Origin of the sequence: Streptomyces sp. NBC_00224 (assembly GCF_041435195.1) — a bacterium.
Lineage (GTDB): Bacteria > Actinomycetota > Actinomycetes > Streptomycetales > Streptomycetaceae > Streptomyces.
Window position 1 is genome coordinate 1,377,189 of the sequence record NZ_CP108106.1, and the last position, 16,321, is coordinate 1,393,509.

Sequence of the window (16,321 nt, forward strand, 5' to 3'; positions counted from 1 at the left end):
CCATTGCCTGGCTCCTCGAATCAAAAACATCACTTTCGTCGCCCTCCCCTCCCCGCCACCTCGATGTTTTCGATGCGCGTATGGGGCTACGCGGTCCAGTGGACCCGTTCGCCCTTGAGGAGTCGTCGTGGTCATCGTGGCCCTGCTGATCCCGCCCCTGATGCTGGGCGCGCTGCTCGCCCTCGCGCGCTACGAGGAACGCATGTTCGGCGAGCCCGAGGCGGTACGAAAGCGCGGGCGCCATCTGCACGCCGTACCGAAGGGCGGCACCAAGGCCCCGCCCCTGCGGCCCGTGCCGCACACCGAAGCCGGCCCCGTCGCCCGGCACCGCCGCAGGCCCCGCGACGCGGCGTGATCCACCGGCACCCCGGAGGTCGGCGATTGGCCCACTCTCATCCATGCGAAATGGACCAGAGGAAGGAGCCACCTGGGCCATAGTGTCCAGTCCATGACGACCAGAGCGGTGTCTCCCGCAGGCCCCCGGCGCCTTCTCGCGCTGGCCCAACTGACCAATTCCGTGGGCGACGGCGCGTACCTCGTCACCTCCGCCCTGTACTTCACACGCGTCGTCGGCCTCGCCCCGGCGCGCATCGGCCTGGGGCTGACCCTCGCCTGGGCGGTCGGCTCGGTCGCGGGCGTACCGCTCGGACGGCTCGCGGACCGGCGCGGGCCCCGGGGGACGGCGGTGCTGCTGGCCCTGGCGACCAGCGCGGCGGTGGCGTCGTTCCTGGTCGTACGCTCCTTCGTACCGTTCCTCCTGGCCGCCTGCCTCTACGCCACCGCCCAGTCGGGGCTGTCGGCGGCCCGTCAGTCGCTCCTCGCCGGACTGGTGGCCGAAACGGAGCGGACCGCGACGCTGGCGCGCCTCCAGGCCACGCTCAACGCGGGGCTCGCCGTGGGCGCGGCGCTCGGGGGCGTGGCCCTGCACTCCGGCACGACCGGCGCGTACCTCACGGTCTTCGCCCTGGACGCGGCGAGCTTCCTGGTGTGCGCACTGCTGCTGACGCGACTCCCCCGGGTCGCGCCCGTGCCGTCACCCGGCGGCGAGCGCGGCGGCCCGACGGTCCTCAAGGACCGCCCGTACGTCGTCGTCGCCCTCCTCAACACCGTGCTGCTCCTGCGGATGCCGCTGCTCAGCCTGGGGATTCCGCTGTGGATCACTCAGCGCACGGCCGCACCGGCCTGGCTGGTATCGGCGCTGTTCGTACTCAACACCGGTGCGGTGATGCTCTTCCAGGTCCGAACGGCCCGGAACGTCAAGGGACTTGCGAGCGCCGTGCGGGCCGTGCGCCGCTCCGGCGCGGTGATGCTGGCGGCCTGCGCGGTCTTCGCGCTGTCCGCCGCGGGCGACGAACCGTGGGTGGCCACCGCGGCGCTCGTCGGTGGCTCGGTGCTCCTGGTCGTGGCCGAGATGCTGCACTCGGCGGGCTCCTGGCAGATCGGCTTCGACCTGGCCCCGGCCGACCGGATCGGCGAGTACCAGGGCCTGTTCGGCACCGGCGTCACCGTCGCCCGCACCCTGGGCCCGCTCCTGCTGACCGCGCTCCTGGTGGACTGGGGCAGCCCGGGGTGGCTGCTGCTCGGCGGGATGATCCTGGTGGCCTCGTACGCGATGGGGCCCGCGACGCTCAGGAGCGCGCGCCGAGCGGCCCCCCTCGCCGCGGCCCCCACCCGGGTCCCCTCCGGTCAGTCCGGCTGAAGCGAGCGCCAGACCCGGTCGGGCAGGATCCGGTACGCCTGGGCCAGGTCGATGTCGTACGTACTGGACAGCCAGCGGCGTGCGGTTTCGGCCGGGGGCCCGAGGATGAGGACGTCGATCAGGGGCGAGGGGAGGGGTGCGATCTCGCCGGCCTCGACTCGGGGGCCCAGCCAGGCCGCGATGGCCGCCAGCTTGTTCGCCTTGACCCTGCGGATCTCGTCGGCGTGGGCGGCGAGGTAGCCGGAGTAGGCGGAGGCGTGCAGGAAGAGGGCGACGTCCGGGTGCTCTTCGGTGAAGCGCAGATAGCACTGGACGAGCGCGCGGATGCCGGTGCGGGCAGTGCGGGCCCGGGTGAGCACGGCGGTCATCTCGTCGAACAGCTGCTCCATGCACCGGGTGTAGAGAGCGGCGGCGAGACCGTCGAAGCTGCCGAAGTGGTGGTAGAGGCTGCCGAGGCTGACCCCGCTGGCACGCGTGACGGCACTGACGGTGAATCCCTGCTGGCCCGACTCGGCGAACACCCGCAACGCGGCGGTCAGCAGGCGGTCGACGGTGACCTCACCGCGCTGCTGCCTAGGCGACATGACCGTGCCCCGCTCGGTGCGTACCGTGCCCGCCGCGTCGGCCTCGGGCGCTGGGGGCGCCCCAGGGGGCACCGATCGGGATGCTGTCTGCCATGACGGCAACCCTAGCGTAGCAATCTGTAGAAAACTGTTCTAGAAATCGACTCCTCAACGGGCGCCCCACCGGCCACACTTGACGGTATGACTCGACGCCTGACCGGCGAACAGCCGGAGATCGACGCAGCCACCGAGGACGGCATCCGGGAAGACGACTTCTGGTGGCCCGCTGCCACGCTGCCCACGGCGGGTGACGATACGGCGGAGCCGCGGAACCCGGCCGACTCCCGTGCGGCCGGGAAATACGGGTGTACGGCGCGGGTGTGATCGTTTACTGTCACGCGGTGACTCTTTCCCATGATGTGGCCGGAACCGGCCCCGCAGTGCTCCTGCTCCACTCCACCGTCTGCGACCGGCGGATGTGGGACCCCCAGGTGTCGGCGCTCGTCGGCGCCGGCTACCAGGTGGTGCGCTGCGACTTCCGCGGCTTCGGCCAGACGCCCATGCCGGACCGGCCGTACAACAACGCGGAGGACGTCGTCGCCCTGCTGGACGCGCTCGGCATCGAGCGCACGGCGGTGATCGCGGCGTCCGGCGGCGGCCGGGTCGCGCTGGAGATCGCGGCCCGTTGGCCAGGGCAGGTCGCCTCGCTGGGACTGCTCTGCACCGCGCTGGCCGGGCACGAGCCCACCGCCGAACTCGACGCGTTCGGCGACCGCGAGGACGCGCTGATCGAGGCCGGCGACATCGCCGGGGCGACCGACCTCAACGTGGACGCCTGGGTGGGCCCCGACGCCGACCAGGCCACCCGGGAGCTGGTGCGCCTGATGCAGCGCAACGCCTTCGACGTCCAGATAGCCGCCGAGGAGGAGTTCGGCCAGATCAAGGTCGAGCCCGACCTCTCCGCGATCAAGGCCCCCACCCTGCTCGTCTCCGGCGACCACGACTTCGCGGACTTCCGGCAGATCGCCGTCCACCTCACCGGTGTGCTCGCCGACGCCCGCCACCTCGAACTCTCCTGGGCCGGTCATCTCCCCAACCTGGAGCGCCCCGACGAGGTGAACCGCATACTCGTCGACTTCCTGCGCGAGACGTACGCGGCGGTCTGAGCCCGGGTGGGACCCCGGCGCCGTCAGACGCCCGCCGCGTAGCAGCGGACGGCCACGGTCTGCCGGGGTCCCCACTCCTGCTCAACCTCGGCCAGCAGCTCCCAGCCCAGGCGTTCGTACAGCGCCGTCGCTGCGGTGTCCGAGGCCACCACGTCGAGCACCGGATGCAGACCGCGAGCTTGGGCTTCGCTCACCGCCCGGGCCAGCAGCAGCCCGCCGATCCCGTGGCCGCGCGCCTCGGGAGCCACGAACAGCCGGCTGACCACGGCGGTCGCATCCGGACCCACTCCCGCGCGGGCGCTCCACAGACCGGGCGCCACATCCCCCGTACCGCTGAGCGACAGACCGACATGACCGGCGACGCGGCCGTCCAGCTCGGCCACCCAGGCCGAGAGGAGCGACGGCTGAGCGAGCCAGTCGGCGGGGCGGTCCGGCCAGTTCACCGGGTAGCCGTCGCGCTCGTGGACGGCGGCGAGCGCGTCGACGCACGCGTCGAGGTCGCGATCCGTTCGGGGGCGGACGTACGGGGTCGGGCGGGCGCCGGACCGGTCGGTGTTCTCGCTCTTCACCGCGTCATGGAAACACGGTCCGGGGCCGGGCCCACACGATTTTCGGCGGCGCCGTTTTCGGCGGCGACCGCGCCCGTGCCTCAGAGCTGCCACGCCCGCGGCATCCGTGCCAGATTCGCGCCGATCATGCGGGCCGCGCGGCGCAGCGGTTCGCCCGCCTCGGCGAGCCGACGGCGGTCGAGGACGGACACGGCGAGCGCGGCGACGACCTTTCCCGACGGGGCGCGCACGGGCGCCGCCAGACAGGCCACCAGCACATCGGCTTCGTAATAGTCGATGGCCGTGCCCTGCTCGTGCGCCACCTCGATACGTCGCCGCCAGCGCGTGGCGCAGTGGCCCTCGGGCGGCGCCGTGGCCGGTCCGGCCGTCACCAGGACCACCTCGGCTGCGCTCCCGGGCGGCAGGACCGCACCGGCCCGCAGCGGGAAGACGTCGTCCACTTCGCCGGGCAGCGCGGCCACGACCAGCGGGCTCCCAGTGCCGGACACCGTCACGCTGACACTGGCGCGGGTGGCCGCGGCGAGGTGCCGCAGCGGCCCGGCGGCGGCCGTGCGCAGCGGCCGGTCGGGGCTCCAGGCCCGGCCAAGCCGGACGATCGCCGGTCCCATCCGGTACCGGCCCGACCGGCGCTCCACCGCGTCCAGCGCCACGAGCTGGTCGAGCATGCGGTGCACGGTGGTCTTGGGCAGCCCCGCGCTGGCCGCCAGCTCGCTCAGTCCCCCTTCCTCCACCCGCGCCAGCGCCTCCAGCAGCGAGAACGCGCCCTCCAGCACCCCCCGCCCCGCCGCGCCGGCGTCTCCCCCGTCTTCCCCGTGCCGAACCGGTCTCCGTGCGTACTCCACTGCCGCCCCCCGTCGCCGTGACTCCCGTCCATGGTCGAACCAGGTGCCGGGCGCCCGGTATCCCCAACGTTGGGTATGGCGCGGCACGTTGTCCAGGTGGTGGGATGGTCGACGGCCCGCGCCCCGGCGTCAGACGAGGGCGTCGTGGACGAAGCACCAGCGCCAGTCCTCGCCGGGTTCGAAGGAGCGCACGACGGGGTGCTCCTCACTCGCGGCGTGCGCGCGGGCATGGCGCAGCGGGGAGGAGTCGCAGCAGCCTACGTGGCCGCACGTGAGGCAGAGCCGCAGGTGGACCCAGGGGGAACCCAGGCGCAGACAGTCCTCGCAGCCCTGCGGGGTTCGGGGCACCACGTCGCGGATCATGGCCAGATGCGGGTCGGGCTTGCTGGTCATCGCGTCCTCCGGGGTCTGGCACCCAGGGTAGGAACGCCCGGCGGCCGCCGCACCCCGGCCCCGCGTCGCGGCCGGGGCGCCGCGGAGGGACCCTGGAGGTACGAAGGGTGAGTCCTGGAGGTGATCCGTCATGACCACACTCGTCGGGTGGCATGTGGAGCTGGAGTTCTCCGAGGTCGGGGACCGCACCAGCGCCGTGGGCCTGGTCAGACTCGGTGACGGCACCGAGGTGAAGGGGCACGGCTACGCCATGCGCCACCCCTCGGACCCCGAGCAACTGCGGGTCGGAGAGGAGATCGCGGGCTCGCGGGTCCTGATGGACCTCGCGTCCCAGCTGTTGCAGAAGGCCCACATCGAGATAGACGAGGCATCGGGGCGCCGGTCCCGCCCGCTGAACCGCTGACGGTGCCGCCGACCGCCTGCCCCGGCTACTTACGGCGGGCCACGGTGACGGACAGACGGAAACCGGCCGTTCGCACGGCAGTCGCGACGCGCCGCGCCCCCTCCTGGTGGAGGGGGCGCGGTGCGTATGCGCGTGGGGTGCGTGCGGCTACCTCTTCGCGTAGTCCGAGAAGCCCATCCAGTCGACGACGACGCACGGGTCGTCGCCGAGGACCCAGGCGTCGTGGCCGGGCGCGATGTTCATGTAGTCGCCGGGGCCGAAGTCCTCTTCCTGGCCGTCGTTCATGACGACTTTCATACGGCCGGAGACGACATAGGCCGCGTGGGCGACCAGACAGCTGTCGGTCTGCGCGATCGGCTTGACGTGCTCTGACCACTTCCAGCCTGGCTCGAACGTGGCCCGGCCGACCTGCCCCCCGCCCACGTTGACCAGCTCCAGGCGCCCCTTGCCGCCCTCGAACGGACGGACCTCCTCCGGCGCATCGAAACTCTTCCGTACGAGACCGGCCATGAGCGCTTCTCCTTGGGCGGCGGGTGGGGGTGAACGATCGACGGTCCGAACGTACCCACGGCGGCGGGGGGCTGCGAACGGCATGGGCCGTACGGGTGACGCCGCCGGGCCCCGCCCCGCCCCCGCACCGCCCGCCTCCCCCGAAATTCCCACGGCCAGTGGTCCAGTGCGCCGCATCCCCCGTGACCAACGCCGCAGCCACCCGTCCCCCGAAATTGGTCTAGTCCTGTTTTGGTCCAGTCCATTGACATGTCTCTGATCACGGAGATATCCCATATCCAACACCGCTGCGCCCCACGGGAATTGGCGGACGCCCCCCTCACACCTTGGACGGACATGAGACGCATGCGTACCCTCCGCGCGGTCCTGACCGCGACCGTCACCGCCGTGGCCACGGCGGGTCTCGCCGTGCTCGGCGGCGGCTCCGCCCAGGCCGCGACCCCCCTGCCGGCCCATGTCTTCGCCCCCTACTTCGAGGCCTGGACCGGCGAGAGCCCCGCCGCCCTTGCCGCGCAGTCCGGCGCGAAGCACCTGACGATGGCGTTCATCCAGACGGCGTCCAAGGGCTCCTGTACGCCGTACTGGAACGGCAACAGCGGTATGCCGATCGCCTCGTCCACCTTCGGCAGCGACATCAGGACCATCCAGGCCAACGGCGGGGACGTCATCCCCTCCTTCGGCGGCTACACCGCGGACACCACCGGCACCGAGATCGCCGACAGCTGCACCGACGTCGGCCAGATCGCCGCCGCGTACGAGAAGGTCATCACGACCTACGACCTCTCCCGCCTCGACATGGACATCGAGGTCGACTCGCTGGACAACAGCGCCGGAATCGACCGGCGCAACAAGGCGATCAAGCAGGTCCAGGACTGGGCGGCGGCCAACGGCCGCAAGATCGAGATCTCGTACACCCTCCCCACCACCACCTCGGGTCTCGCCTCCAGTGGCCTCGCCGTGCTCCGCAACGCGGTGAGCAACGGGGCGCGCGTCGACGTCGCCAACATCATGACGTTCGACTACTACGACAACGCCTCCCACAACATGGCCAACGACACCCAGACGGCGGCCCAGGGGCTGTACAACCAGCTCGCCCAGCTGTACCCCGGCAAGACCTCGGCCCAGCTGTGGGGCATGATCGGCATCACCGAGATGCCGGGCGTCGACGACTTCGGGCCCGCCGAGACGTTCACCCTGGCCAACGCCACCCAGGTCTACAACTGGGCGGTCTCCAAGGGCATCAACACCCTCTCGTTCTGGGCGCTCCAGCGCGACAACGGCGGCTGCCCCGGCGGCGCGGCCGCGGACAACTGCTCCGGCATCCAGCAGAACACCTGGGACTTCAGCCACATCTTCGAACCCTTCACCTCGGGTACCACCGCTCCCGCCAATGACTTCTCGGTGACGGCCTCGCCCGCCACCGGCTCGGTGGCGGCGGGCAGTTCGGCCACCACCACGGTCAAGACGGCGGTCACGGCGGGCCAGGCGCAGTCCGTGAACCTCACCGTCGGCGGCGCCCCGGCCGGTGTCACCGCCTCGCTCAGCCCCACCTCGGTGACGGCGGGCGGCTCGTCCACGCTGACGGTGTCGACGACCTCGGCGGCCGTGTCGGGCACGTACACCCTCACCGTGACCGGCTCCAACGCCTCCGCCGCTCACTCGGCCACGTACACCCTGACCATCACCGGCGGGAACGGCCACCAGTGCACGGCCACCGCGTGGAACGCCACGTCCGTCTACACCGGCGGGATGCAGGTGTCGCACAAGAGCCACAACTGGAAGGCCAAGTGGTGGACGCAGGGCGAGGAGCCCGGCACCACCGGTGAGTGGGGTGTCTGGCAGGACCTGGGGGCCTGCTGAGCTCAGCGCGCGTGATGGGGTGGTGTCCGGTACGGAGTCCCGTGCCGGACACCACCCCGTCGGGCAACCACGTTGCGCACACACCCTTCCCAAACCGCCGCCTCCTCCCACACCCTTTTAGCCTGATGTCCGCGCAACGGCGCGGGCGACTCGGCGGCGGGGGTGGGGCGATGCCGGACGCTCCGGCGACAGACGGCTGGGCCGTGGACGTCGTGCTCTGCATCGATGTGACGGGCAGCATGTCCCCGGTCCTGAAACAGGTGAAGGAAGGGGCGCTGTCCTTCCACGGGCGGCTGAAGGCCGTGATGGCCCGGCGCGGGATGGACATCGGCCGCATGCGGTTACGGGTGATCGCCTTCCGCGACTTCGGCGCGGACCGCGACCGCGCGATCGAGCGCACGTCGTTCCTGGACCTGCCCGAACAGACCGCGCAGTTCGCGGAGTTCATCGCGGGGCTCAAGGCGACCGGCGGGGGCGACGTCCCCGAGTCGGGGCTCGAAGCGCTCGCACTCGCGGTCCGGTCGCCCTGGTCGGCGCGGAACGAGTCGAACGGCGACCGGCGGCACATCGTCGTCCTCTTCACCGACGCGCCGGCCCACCCCCTGGGCAGACACACCCCTCGTCGGCGCGCCGCCAAGTCCCCCTCGGACCGGCCGCCGTGGTGGTCGTCCCGACGCAGGTCCGGGTCGTCCGCCTCCCCCGAGGACTACGACGTCTACCCGCGCAGCCTGGACGAACTCCACGACCAGTGGGGCCGCGAGGGCCAGGACGGCGCCGTGATGGACCAGTCCGCCAAACGACTGCTGATCTTCGCGCCGGAGCAGAAACCGTGGCGCGACATCGCGGAGACCTGGGACAAGACCCTGTTCGTCCCCTCGGTGGCGGGCACCGGGCTCAAGGAGATCGCCCTGGACGAGGTCATCAGCACGATCGCCCGCAACCTGTGACGGTGTGCTTCCTCACATCTCCCCGCTGTCCAAAAACCGTCTCCGACCGGCCGCCGGACAGGCAAGCTGCTCCAGTGATCGTCCGCCGTGGACGGTACGTACGTGTGCCATGTGTGCCGAATGGAGCCGAGCATGTCGAAGATTCCCGCCGACCTGCGCTACACCCTGTTCCACCAGTGGGTCCGGGACGAGGGCGACGGCGTTCTCGCGGTGGGCCTCACCGACTACGCACGCCAGGCCCTGGGCGACATCGAGTTCCTGGAACTGCCCGCCGCCGGAAAGACCGTTTCCCGCAAGGAGGCCGTCGGCACGGTGGAATCGGTGAAGGCGGCGAACGACATCTACGCGCCGCTCGCCGGTGAGATCGTCGCCACCAACGCGGACGCCGTCGCCACCCCGCAAACGGTCAACACCGACCCGTACGGCGTCTGGCTCTTCAAGCTGACCCCGGCCCAGGGCGAGCCGACGGACGACCTCCTCACGGCGGAGCAGTACCAGGCGGCTGTCGGGGGCTGAGCGCGGCCGCAGGACCGGTGGGGAGGCAAAGGTGGACTGGGGCACGCTCGTCGCGACGTTCAGTGGTGGTTCGATCGCGATTTCCGGGACCGTGCTGGCCGACTATCTGCGCCATCGCCGTGAGGGCGAGCGCGGGGTCGGGGCGCGGCGGCGGGCGGTGTATCTGGAGTTCATCACCGCCGCCGAGGCGTGCTTCACGCGGTTGCGCCACCTCGCGCAGACGCCCGGTGAGGAGCCCGACTTGGAGGCGGCCACGCGGGTGGCGCTTCGCGAGGGCGGGATCCAGGAGGTGCGCGAGCGGCTGTTCATCGAGGCCAGCACGGGCGTCGCCGGCGCCGGGCAGGGCATGTTCGAGCAACTCCGCGCGCTGCGCAGGGCGGTGGCCACCGGCGCCGGGGCGGATTCACGTGTGTTCCACGAGGCGTACCACCCCTACATCGCGGCGGTGTGGGCCTACCGGGTCGCCGTGCGCGAGGAGTTGGAGGGTCAGTCCCTTACGCCCGCGGCCTTCGGATGGGCCAGGTGGGACGGGAAGGACCGCTGCCCCGTGTGCCGGGAGGCAGGATCGGCCGCGGCGGTCGCGGGAGCCTGAGCGACGGGCCGTCGGCCCCGGCAGGTGCCGCGGCCGACGGCCCGTATGCCCAAGTGGTTCACATGGGCGGGCCTTCCCCGCGCTCCTCACGGCGGTCCGACCCCAGCTGCTCCTTGAGCTTGTCCTGGGCCGTGTCGACCTGGCTGCTGTACTTGCCCTGGGTCTTTTCGTCGACGAAGTCACCGGCCTTGTCGATGCCCTGGCCGGCCTGGTCCTCGTGCCCCTTGAGCATTTGCTTGAGCTTGTCCATCACGGACATGTCGAGTCCTCCTAGGAACAGCCCCCGCACCCAGGATCACCCCTTCCCCCGCCACTCCGCATCCGGGCGGGCTCGCGGGGTGCCGCCGGGCCCCGGCTCAGGGCCACAGCAGGTGCCGCTCCCAGGGCGCGCCGGCGGCCTCGCGCTCGTAGCGGAGCCGGGTGTGGACGCGGCTCTCGTCCGCCTGCCAGAACTCCACCGTGAGCGGGGCGACGGTGTACAGGTTCCACGCCTCGGCCACCAGGCCCGGCTCCCGCTCCACCCGGGCCAGTGCCTCCGCGATGACCCGGTCGCGCTCGGAGGCGCTGTCCAGGTGCCGGCTCTGCCGTCCCACCAGCGCCTCCGCACGGGCCGATGCCGAACGGGACAGGTAGTCCGTCGCCCCGCGCTCGGCGGGCTCCAGGACCACCGGGCCCCGTATCCGTACCTGGCGCCCCAGGGCGGGCCAGTAGAACGTCAGGGCCGCGCTGGGGTGCGCGGCCAGCTGCCGCCCCTTGGGGCTGTCGGCGTGCGCGGCGAACTGCCAGCCGTCGGCGTCCACGTTCTTCAGGATCAGCACCCGGGCCCAGGGGTCCCCGTGCTCGTCGACGGTCGAGACGGTCATGGAGTGCGGGTCGGGCAGTCCGGCCTCGACGGCCTCCGTCAGCCAGTCCAGGAACAGTGCGACCGGCTCGCCCGGGGCCGCGCCCGGATCGAAGGCGGCCAGCGGTCCGGCGAACACCTCCAGGCCGCGCAGCCACGCCCGTACGTCCCTCGGCCGCCCCGCTCCCTCTGCCGTGCTCATCGCCTCTCCCTGCCCCGACGCGCCCCGTCCGGAATCGACCCTACTCGGACAGGGGGGAGGGCCCACCCCGCATGCCGCCCGACGCCGCGATAGGGTCGGACCCATGCCCGTCGTCATCGCCCGCGTCCACCCCAAGCCCGGCCGTCTGCAAGAGGTGTTGGACGTGTACGCGGAAGCCGTTCCGCACGTCCACGAGGAACCGGGGTGCGAGCTGTTCGCCCTGCACACCGACCAGACGTCGATCTTCGTCGTCGAGCGCTGGACCACCGGCGAGGACCTCGCGGTCCACTCCGCCACGCCCACCTTCGCGCGGACCCGTGCGAGGGTGGAGGGACTCCTGGGCGCTCCCGCCGACGTGTGGGTCCTCGACGCCTTCCCGTCCGGTGACCCCCTCAAGGGCGTCATCCAGTAGGCCCCTCCCCGGGGGGCCTACCCGCGCGCCGCCGCCACGAACGCCCGGATCAGCCGCTCCGACTTCACCCCGCGTTCGCTCTCCACACCGCTGGAGACGTCCACACCCCACGCGCCGGTGGTCTCGACCGCCCGGCGGACGTTGTCCGGGTGCAGGCCTCCCGCGAGCAGCCAGCGGCCCGCAGGGGCGGTGAACCCGGGCGAGGCCCAGTTCCACGGCTTGCCCGAGCCCGGGTCGGGGGCGTCGAGCAGCAGCATGTCCTCGTCCAGCTCGCCGCAGCGGACGGGGACCCCGGTGGCGGCGGTGGCCCGGATCAGGGTGCGGCCCGGCGCGCGCAGGGCCTCGTAGTACTCCGGTCCCTCGTCGCCGTGGAGCTGGACGGCACGGATGCCGCTCTCCTGCGTCAGCCGCCGGACCTCGTCCACCGACTGGCCCCGGAAGACACCGACCGTGAGGACGTGCTCCGGAACCCGCCGGGCCAGCCGCCGGGCGGTTTCGGTGTCCACCGTGCGCGGGCTGACCGCGAAGACGAAACCCACCGCGTCGGCCCCGGCCTCGACGGCCGCGTCCACATGGCGCTCGGTCCGCAGACCGCAGATCTTGACGAAGAGATCGCTCATGCCCTCAGTCAACCAAACCCATAGTCATCGGACCACTGGCGGCCAATTACGCAAGGTGTGGACCAAGTTGCCGCCAACTCAAGGGCGTTGGACGCATTGACATCCGATGTATTCGTCCCTACGTTCCCGGGCGAACCCTCACACCAGGGAGTCGCCCCATGCACACCTCGCTCAGTCGCACCGGGCGCACAGTCGCCGGGCTCGCCGTGTTCCTCGCCTCCGCCCTGGGAGCCTCGGTGGCTCCCGCCGCTGCCGCGAGCGCGGCGGATCCGCTCGCCGCCGCCCCGGCCGCACGGACCGGCCAGGTCGCGGGCCCCGGTACGGACTACGCCACCGACGACCCGTTCACCTCCGCCCGCACCAACTGGTTCCGCCAGGACCGCTTCGGCATGTTCATCCACTTCGGCTCGTACTCCAACTGGGAGGGCGAATACCGTCGCCCCGACGGCAGCGTCTGCCGCAACGCCGAGTGGATCAAGCGGGAGTGCGGCATCCCCATGGACGCGTACGAGAAACAGGCCGCGACCTTCAACCCCGCCGACTTCGACGCCAAGGCCGTCGTCAAGGCGGCCAAGGACGCCGGGATGCGCTACATCGTCATCACGTCCAAGCACCACGAGGGCTATGCGATGTGGCCCACCAAGGTCAACTCCTGGAACCTGCGCGACCATTCGGCCTTCGACAAGAACCGCGACATCCTCGCGGAACTCAAGCGGGCCACCACCGAGGCGGGCATCAAGCTCGGCTTCTACTACTCGATCTGGGACTGGCACGACCCGGACTTCGCGAACCCTGCGACCTTCCCCAAGTACGAGCAGCGCATGTACGCGCAGCTCAGGGAGCTCGTCGACGGCTACCACCCCGACCTGCTGTGGTTCGACGGCGAGTGGTCGACCGAGAACCCCCACAACCCGTGGACCGAGCGGGACGGCGAACGCCTGGAGTCCTATCTGCACGGCCTGAGCCCGGACCTCGTCGTCAACAACCGGGTCGGCAAGCGCCGCGTCGTCGACGGCGACTACGGCACCCCCGAGCAGGAGATTCCCGCCGCGCCGGTCGACGGCCAGCTCTGGGAGTCGTGCATGACGCTCAACGACCACTGGGGGTACGCCCGTTACGACCAGAACTGGAAGTCCAGTACGACGCTGGTGCGCAACCTTCTCGCCACCACCTCCCGCAGCGGCAACTACCTCCTGAACGTCGGCCCCGACGCCCACGGCCGCATCCCGCAGCCCTCCGTCGACCGCCTGCGGCAGATGGGCGACTGGCTGCGCGCCTCGGGTCAGGGCGAGGCCGTCTACGGCGCACGCTACGGCGGCCTGGTCGAGGAGCCCGCCTGGGGGGCGGTCAGCCGCAAGGGCGACAAGCTGTACGCGGCGGTCACCCAGTGGCCGTCGAGCGGCGCGGCCCTGCATCTGAAGGCGCGTACGGCCTTCGATGTGAAGGCGGCGCGGGTACTGGGCAGCGGCCAGCAGGTGCGGGTCACCAAGGCCGGTGACGGGTTCGACATCAGGCCGTCGGGCGCCGCGACCAACGCCGTCGCCACGGTCATCGAGCTGACCGTGAACCCCGGCCCCACCTCCCCCGCCGGGACCGGCCATGGACTCAAGGAGGAGATCTTCGACAACGGTGACCTCAGCGGCGCCCCGAAGGTCACCCGCACCGATCCCACCGTGAACCACGCCTGGAGGTTCGGCGGTTCGCCCGACAAGGCGGTCCCGGCGGACTGGTTCAGCGTCCGGTGGACCGGCACGATCGAGCCGCGCCGCTCCGAGACGTACACGCTCACCACCGTCTCGGACGACATGGCGCGCGTCTGGATCGACGGCAAGCTCGTGATCGACTCCTGGTCGCCGCACGGGCCGCGCGTCGACAAGGCCGGCGTCGGCCTCACCGCGGGCAGGCGTCACACGATCAGGATCGACTACGCGGAGCAGACCGGGGAGGCGCATATGAAGCTCCTGTGGTCCAGCCCGGGCCAGGACCAGCAGGTTGTCCCGGCGTCCCAGCTGTACGCGAGCTGAGCCCCGCCCGGGGCGGCCGCCCGGCTCATCCCGGTGGCGGCCCCGGGCGGTTCGCTCAAGGATTTCCGCCGCTGACTCACGCTCCGCGCGCGAGGTGGGGTGACGGGGACGGCTGGTCAACGGGATGCCTGGAGTGCCGTACAGTTGTGTTTACCGACGCGGGGTGGAGCAGCTCGGTAGCTCGCTGGGCTCATAACCCAGAGGTCGCAGGTTCAAATCCTGTCCCCGCTACTGTACGAAGAGGCCCGCATCCCCTGGGATGCGGGCCTCTTCCTTTGTGTACGCGCGCGCCGTCAGAGCGTGCGGTTCAGCAGGGCGAGCAGGGCTTCCCAGTGACGGGCGTCACCTTCGGCGTTGTACGCGGCGGTGTCGGCCTGGGTGTAACCGTGCTGGGCGCCCGCGTAGACCTCGGCCTCGTGGCGGACCCCGGCTGCCGAGAGGGCCTTGTTCAGGCGGTCGATCTGCTCGGGGGGCATGCCCTCGTCCTGGTCGGCGTGGCCGAAGTACAGCTCCGCGGTGATGTGTTCGGCGAGCAGGTGGGGGCTGTCCGGGGCGTCGGTCGCCATGCGGCCGCCGTGGAAACCGGCCGCCGCCGCGACCCGCTCGGGGAACGATCCGGCGGTGCGCAGGGCCAGGCCCGCGCCCATGCAGTAGCCCGTGACGCCCACCGGTCCGTCCGTGGCCAGCGGGGAGTCGGCCAGCCAGCGCAGATACGCGTCGGCGTCACGCACGACCAGCTCGGAGGTGAGGGCGAATATGTGCGGGCCGATGACGTCGAAGAGGTCCGGCCGCTGCTGGGGGTCGATGAAGTCCGGCAGCTCGACGATCGGCGCCCGCCCGACGCGGTAGAACACATTGGGGACCAGGACGGTGTAACCGGCCGCCGCGATGCGGTCGGCCATCCCCTTGAGGTGGGGGCGGAGCCCGAAGGCGTCCATGTAGAACAGGACCGCGGGGTGCGGGGAGTTGTCGTCGGGGTGGACGAGATAGGCGTCGGCGGTGCCGTCCTGCGTGGGGATGTCCACGGAGGTTCCGAGCACTGTGGTCATGAACGTCTCTCTTCTCGTTCGTTCTTGCACATGTGACAGACCAACAGCCTGTCACAATCGTCCGAACGTGAAGATCCTTTTGTTGCCGTTCCGCACCGGTTGGACCGGTCAGAGGCTCGGCGCGTTCCGGCCAAATCCGGCCTGACAGGCCGGATTTGGCCGACGGCCCACCCTCGACGCCGTCAGGTCAGCACTACGACCTTGTGCATGCCCTCGGCGACGTGCGGACGCCCCGTCTTGTCGTCCGGTACGAAGCAGAGCAGCGCATACGTGCCCGGGGGCAGGTGGTGGGTCTCCAGCAGCGCGGTGCGGCCCGGGGAGACGGCGCCGAGGCCGAGGGAGGGGCCGGTGAACGGCGGCGTCCCGGAGCCGTTGCCGCCGAAGAACGCCTGGATCTGGGCGTCGGTGGTGCCGCGCTTGACCGGCTGGAGCGCCATCTCATGGAGCTCGTCCGAGGAGTTGTGGACCAGGACGTTGTCCGCGGCCTTGTGCAGGCCGTTGACATCGAAGCGGGGTCCGGCCGACGTCTCGCGGGTGATCACGATGCTGTCGGGGAAGGCCGCGAGGTCCTCGGACGCGCCGCCGCGCCTGCTCCCGCGCAGGTTCAGCGTGCGGGTGACCGGATGGGCCGGGTCGGCCAGGAAGGCGGTGAAGTCCAGGAGGACGACGGGGCCCGCGCCGATCGGGGTGGTGAAGGTCTCCGACACAGCCGGGGTGACCTGGGCGCCACCGAGCGCGTCCACCTCGTCACGCACCGCGGAGATGCCCCGCGCGGCAGTGGCGGGGTTTCTGCTGATGGCCTTGGTCAGGTCGGCGAGCACCTTGCGCATGGTGACACCGCGGTGCGGCCGCAAGGCCTGGAGAGAACGGCCGTTCGGGTCGTCGGTCTTCACATGGAAGGCGACCAGACCGGCCTGTGCGGTGTCCGGTGCGTGAATGCCCGAGGCCCCGATCGACACCTCTACGGGGTGGCGGCCGTGGCCGCCGTAGTCCCCGCGGACGGTGGCGTCGGCCGTGGTGGCGCCGGCGAGGGCGGTGGTGAAGGCCAGGGCGGCGGCCGCCGTCCTCACCCCGTTGCGCAGCAGTGCGGTACGCATGAATCTCCTGTCGTCG

General features: G+C 71.4%; 21 protein-coding genes and 1 tRNA gene. 12 read left to right on the top strand and 10 right to left on the bottom strand.

Annotation, left to right across the window (positions count from 1 at the left end):
* The first annotated feature begins 127 nt into the window (after window positions 1–127).
* Entirely contained in the window at window positions 128–355 is a 228-nt protein-coding gene (locus OG965_RS06120) for a hypothetical protein (protein ID WP_371649921.1), read from the top strand.
* Window positions 356–448: 93 nt separating this feature from the next.
* On the top strand, window positions 449–1,699 hold the full coding sequence (locus tag OG965_RS06125) for an MFS transporter (RefSeq protein ID WP_371649923.1): 1,251 nt from the start codon (window positions 449–451) through the stop codon (window positions 1,697–1,699).
* Here the strand turns inward: OG965_RS06125 and OG965_RS06130 are convergent.
* On the bottom strand, window positions 1,687–2,283 hold the full coding sequence (locus OG965_RS06130; protein WP_371656856.1) for a TetR/AcrR family transcriptional regulator: 597 nt from the start codon (window positions 2,281–2,283) through the stop codon (window positions 1,687–1,689). The genes OG965_RS06125 and OG965_RS06130 overlap by 13 nt on opposite strands.
* Before the next feature lie 180 nt (window positions 2,284–2,463).
* On the opposite strand from OG965_RS06130, the gene OG965_RS06135 reads away from it, so the two are divergent.
* Both OG965_RS06135 and OG965_RS06140 read left to right on the top strand, forming a co-directional pair.
* A complete protein-coding gene (locus tag OG965_RS06135; RefSeq protein ID WP_371649925.1) occupies window positions 2,464–2,646 on the top strand; it encodes a hypothetical protein in 183 nt (60 codons plus the stop codon).
* Between the two features lie 17 nt (window positions 2,647–2,663).
* Window positions 2,664–3,428 carry an alpha/beta fold hydrolase gene (locus OG965_RS06140; RefSeq protein WP_371649927.1) on the top strand — a complete coding sequence of 255 codons (765 nt, stop codon included), beginning with the start codon at window positions 2,664–2,666 and terminating at the stop codon, window positions 3,426–3,428.
* Between the two features lie 23 nt (window positions 3,429–3,451).
* Here the strand turns inward: OG965_RS06140 and OG965_RS06145 are convergent, their stop codons facing one another.
* The 3 genes from OG965_RS06145 to OG965_RS06155 form a co-directional block, all read right to left on the bottom strand.
* The gene (locus OG965_RS06145) at window positions 3,452–3,997 is read right to left on the bottom strand and encodes an N-acetyltransferase family protein (RefSeq protein WP_371649929.1); all 546 of its coding nucleotides are present in this window, start codon (window positions 3,995–3,997) and stop codon (window positions 3,452–3,454) included.
* A gap of 80 nt (window positions 3,998–4,077) precedes the next feature.
* Window positions 4,078–4,770 (bottom strand): IclR family transcriptional regulator, encoded by a 693-nt coding sequence (locus OG965_RS06150; RefSeq protein WP_371649931.1) that lies wholly within the window; start codon window positions 4,768–4,770, stop codon window positions 4,078–4,080.
* A gap of 198 nt (window positions 4,771–4,968) precedes the next feature.
* Window positions 4,969–5,232 (bottom strand): UBP-type zinc finger domain-containing protein, encoded by a 264-nt coding sequence (locus tag OG965_RS06155; RefSeq protein WP_371649933.1) that lies wholly within the window; start codon window positions 5,230–5,232, stop codon window positions 4,969–4,971.
* A gap of 130 nt (window positions 5,233–5,362) precedes the next feature.
* On the opposite strand from OG965_RS06155, the gene OG965_RS06160 reads away from it, so the two are divergent.
* Window positions 5,363–5,635: a DUF1876 domain-containing protein gene (locus OG965_RS06160; protein WP_371649935.1), complete on the top strand. Its 273-nt coding sequence runs from the start codon at window positions 5,363–5,365 to the stop codon at window positions 5,633–5,635.
* Window positions 5,636–5,782: 147 nt separating this feature from the next.
* Here OG965_RS06160 and OG965_RS06165 read toward each other — a convergent pair whose 3' ends face one another.
* Complete coding sequence (locus OG965_RS06165; protein ID WP_371649937.1) at window positions 5,783–6,145, bottom strand: cupin domain-containing protein; 363 nt, start codon at window positions 6,143–6,145, stop codon at window positions 5,783–5,785.
* Window positions 6,146–6,481: 336 nt separating this feature from the next.
* On the opposite strand from OG965_RS06165, the gene OG965_RS06170 reads away from it, so the two are divergent.
* The 4 genes from OG965_RS06170 (at window position 6,482) to OG965_RS06185 (ending at window position 10,060) form a co-directional block, all read left to right on the top strand.
* On the top strand, window positions 6,482–8,005 hold the full coding sequence (locus tag OG965_RS06170; RefSeq protein WP_371649939.1) for a chitinase: 1,524 nt from the start codon (window positions 6,482–6,484) through the stop codon (window positions 8,003–8,005).
* Between the two features lie 170 nt (window positions 8,006–8,175).
* Window positions 8,176–8,952 (top strand): vWA domain-containing protein, encoded by a 777-nt coding sequence (locus OG965_RS06175; RefSeq protein ID WP_371649941.1) that lies wholly within the window; start codon window positions 8,176–8,178, stop codon window positions 8,950–8,952.
* Window positions 8,953–9,084: 132 nt separating this feature from the next.
* Window positions 9,085–9,468 (top strand): glycine cleavage system protein GcvH, encoded by a 384-nt coding sequence (gene gcvH / locus OG965_RS06180; RefSeq protein WP_371649944.1) that lies wholly within the window; start codon window positions 9,085–9,087, stop codon window positions 9,466–9,468.
* Between the two features lie 31 nt (window positions 9,469–9,499).
* The gene (locus tag OG965_RS06185; RefSeq protein ID WP_371649946.1) at window positions 9,500–10,060 is read left to right on the top strand and encodes a CchlQ; all 561 of its coding nucleotides are present in this window, start codon (window positions 9,500–9,502) and stop codon (window positions 10,058–10,060) included.
* Between the two features lie 58 nt (window positions 10,061–10,118).
* Here the strand turns inward: OG965_RS06185 and OG965_RS06190 are convergent, their stop codons facing one another.
* Both OG965_RS06190 and OG965_RS06195 read right to left on the bottom strand, forming a co-directional pair.
* On the bottom strand, window positions 10,119–10,319 hold the full coding sequence (locus OG965_RS06190) for an antitoxin (protein ID WP_371649948.1): 201 nt from the start codon (window positions 10,317–10,319) through the stop codon (window positions 10,119–10,121).
* 97 nt (window positions 10,320–10,416) lie between these two features.
* Window positions 10,417–11,103 (bottom strand): pyridoxal 5'-phosphate synthase, encoded by a 687-nt coding sequence (locus OG965_RS06195; RefSeq protein WP_371649950.1) that lies wholly within the window; start codon window positions 11,101–11,103, stop codon window positions 10,417–10,419.
* A gap of 103 nt (window positions 11,104–11,206) precedes the next feature.
* On the opposite strand from OG965_RS06195, the gene OG965_RS06200 reads away from it, so the two are divergent.
* Entirely contained in the window at window positions 11,207–11,515 is a 309-nt protein-coding gene (locus OG965_RS06200) for a putative quinol monooxygenase (protein WP_371649952.1), read from the top strand.
* A gap of 17 nt (window positions 11,516–11,532) precedes the next feature.
* Here OG965_RS06200 and OG965_RS06205 read toward each other — a convergent pair whose 3' ends face one another.
* Entirely contained in the window at window positions 11,533–12,135 is a 603-nt protein-coding gene (locus OG965_RS06205; RefSeq protein WP_371649954.1) for a phosphoribosylanthranilate isomerase, read from the bottom strand.
* A 158-nt stretch (window positions 12,136–12,293) separates the two neighbouring features.
* Between OG965_RS06205 and OG965_RS06210 the strand changes: the two genes are divergently transcribed.
* Both OG965_RS06210 and OG965_RS06215 read left to right on the top strand, forming a co-directional pair.
* On the top strand, window positions 12,294–14,159 hold the full coding sequence (locus tag OG965_RS06210; RefSeq protein WP_371649957.1) for an alpha-L-fucosidase: 1,866 nt from the start codon (window positions 12,294–12,296) through the stop codon (window positions 14,157–14,159).
* A gap of 157 nt (window positions 14,160–14,316) precedes the next feature.
* Window positions 14,317–14,390 (top strand) — tRNA-Met (locus tag OG965_RS06215).
* Window positions 14,391–14,452: 62 nt separating this feature from the next.
* Here the strand turns inward: OG965_RS06215 and OG965_RS06220 are convergent.
* Together OG965_RS06220 and OG965_RS06225 are read right to left on the bottom strand one after the other, a co-directional pair.
* Entirely contained in the window at window positions 14,453–15,208 is a 756-nt protein-coding gene (locus OG965_RS06220) for a dienelactone hydrolase family protein (RefSeq protein WP_371649959.1), read from the bottom strand.
* 182 nt (window positions 15,209–15,390) lie between these two features.
* Window positions 15,391–16,305: a hypothetical protein gene (locus OG965_RS06225; RefSeq protein WP_371649961.1), complete on the bottom strand. Its 915-nt coding sequence runs from the start codon at window positions 16,303–16,305 to the stop codon at window positions 15,391–15,393.
* Window positions 16,306–16,321: the final 16 nt, after the last annotated feature.

What these genes read in the sequence shown, in the direction of transcription:
- OG965_RS06125 (WP_371649923.1), top strand. Translation starts at nt 449, where the DNA reads ATGACGACCAGAGCGGTGTCTCCCGCAGGCCCCCGGCGCCTTCTCGCG.
- OG965_RS06130 (WP_371656856.1), bottom strand. Translation starts at nt 2,283, where the DNA reads ATGTCGCCTAGGCAGCAGCGCGGTGAGGTCACCGTCGACCGCCTGCTG.
- OG965_RS06135 (WP_371649925.1), top strand. Translation starts at nt 2,464, where the DNA reads ATGACTCGACGCCTGACCGGCGAACAGCCGGAGATCGACGCAGCCACC.
- OG965_RS06155 (WP_371649933.1), bottom strand. Translation starts at nt 5,232, where the DNA reads ATGACCAGCAAGCCCGACCCGCATCTGGCCATGATCCGCGACGTGGTG.
- OG965_RS06160 (WP_371649935.1), top strand. Translation starts at nt 5,363, where the DNA reads ATGACCACACTCGTCGGGTGGCATGTGGAGCTGGAGTTCTCCGAGGTC.
- OG965_RS06165 (WP_371649937.1), bottom strand. Translation starts at nt 6,145, where the DNA reads ATGGCCGGTCTCGTACGGAAGAGTTTCGATGCGCCGGAGGAGGTCCGT.
- OG965_RS06170 (WP_371649939.1), top strand. Translation starts at nt 6,482, where the DNA reads ATGAGACGCATGCGTACCCTCCGCGCGGTCCTGACCGCGACCGTCACC.
- OG965_RS06175 (WP_371649941.1), top strand. Translation starts at nt 8,176, where the DNA reads ATGCCGGACGCTCCGGCGACAGACGGCTGGGCCGTGGACGTCGTGCTC.
- gcvH (WP_371649944.1), top strand. Translation starts at nt 9,085, where the DNA reads ATGTCGAAGATTCCCGCCGACCTGCGCTACACCCTGTTCCACCAGTGG.
- OG965_RS06190 (WP_371649948.1), bottom strand. Translation starts at nt 10,319, where the DNA reads ATGTCCGTGATGGACAAGCTCAAGCAAATGCTCAAGGGGCACGAGGAC.
- OG965_RS06195 (WP_371649950.1), bottom strand. Translation starts at nt 11,103, where the DNA reads ATGAGCACGGCAGAGGGAGCGGGGCGGCCGAGGGACGTACGGGCGTGG.
- OG965_RS06200 (WP_371649952.1), top strand. Translation starts at nt 11,207, where the DNA reads ATGCCCGTCGTCATCGCCCGCGTCCACCCCAAGCCCGGCCGTCTGCAA.
- OG965_RS06205 (WP_371649954.1), bottom strand. Translation starts at nt 12,135, where the DNA reads ATGAGCGATCTCTTCGTCAAGATCTGCGGTCTGCGGACCGAGCGCCAT.
- OG965_RS06210 (WP_371649957.1), top strand. Translation starts at nt 12,294, where the DNA reads ATGCACACCTCGCTCAGTCGCACCGGGCGCACAGTCGCCGGGCTCGCC.
- OG965_RS06220 (WP_371649959.1), bottom strand. Translation starts at nt 15,208, where the DNA reads ATGACCACAGTGCTCGGAACCTCCGTGGACATCCCCACGCAGGACGGC.
- OG965_RS06225 (WP_371649961.1), bottom strand. Translation starts at nt 16,305, where the DNA reads ATGCGTACCGCACTGCTGCGCAACGGGGTGAGGACGGCGGCCGCCGCC.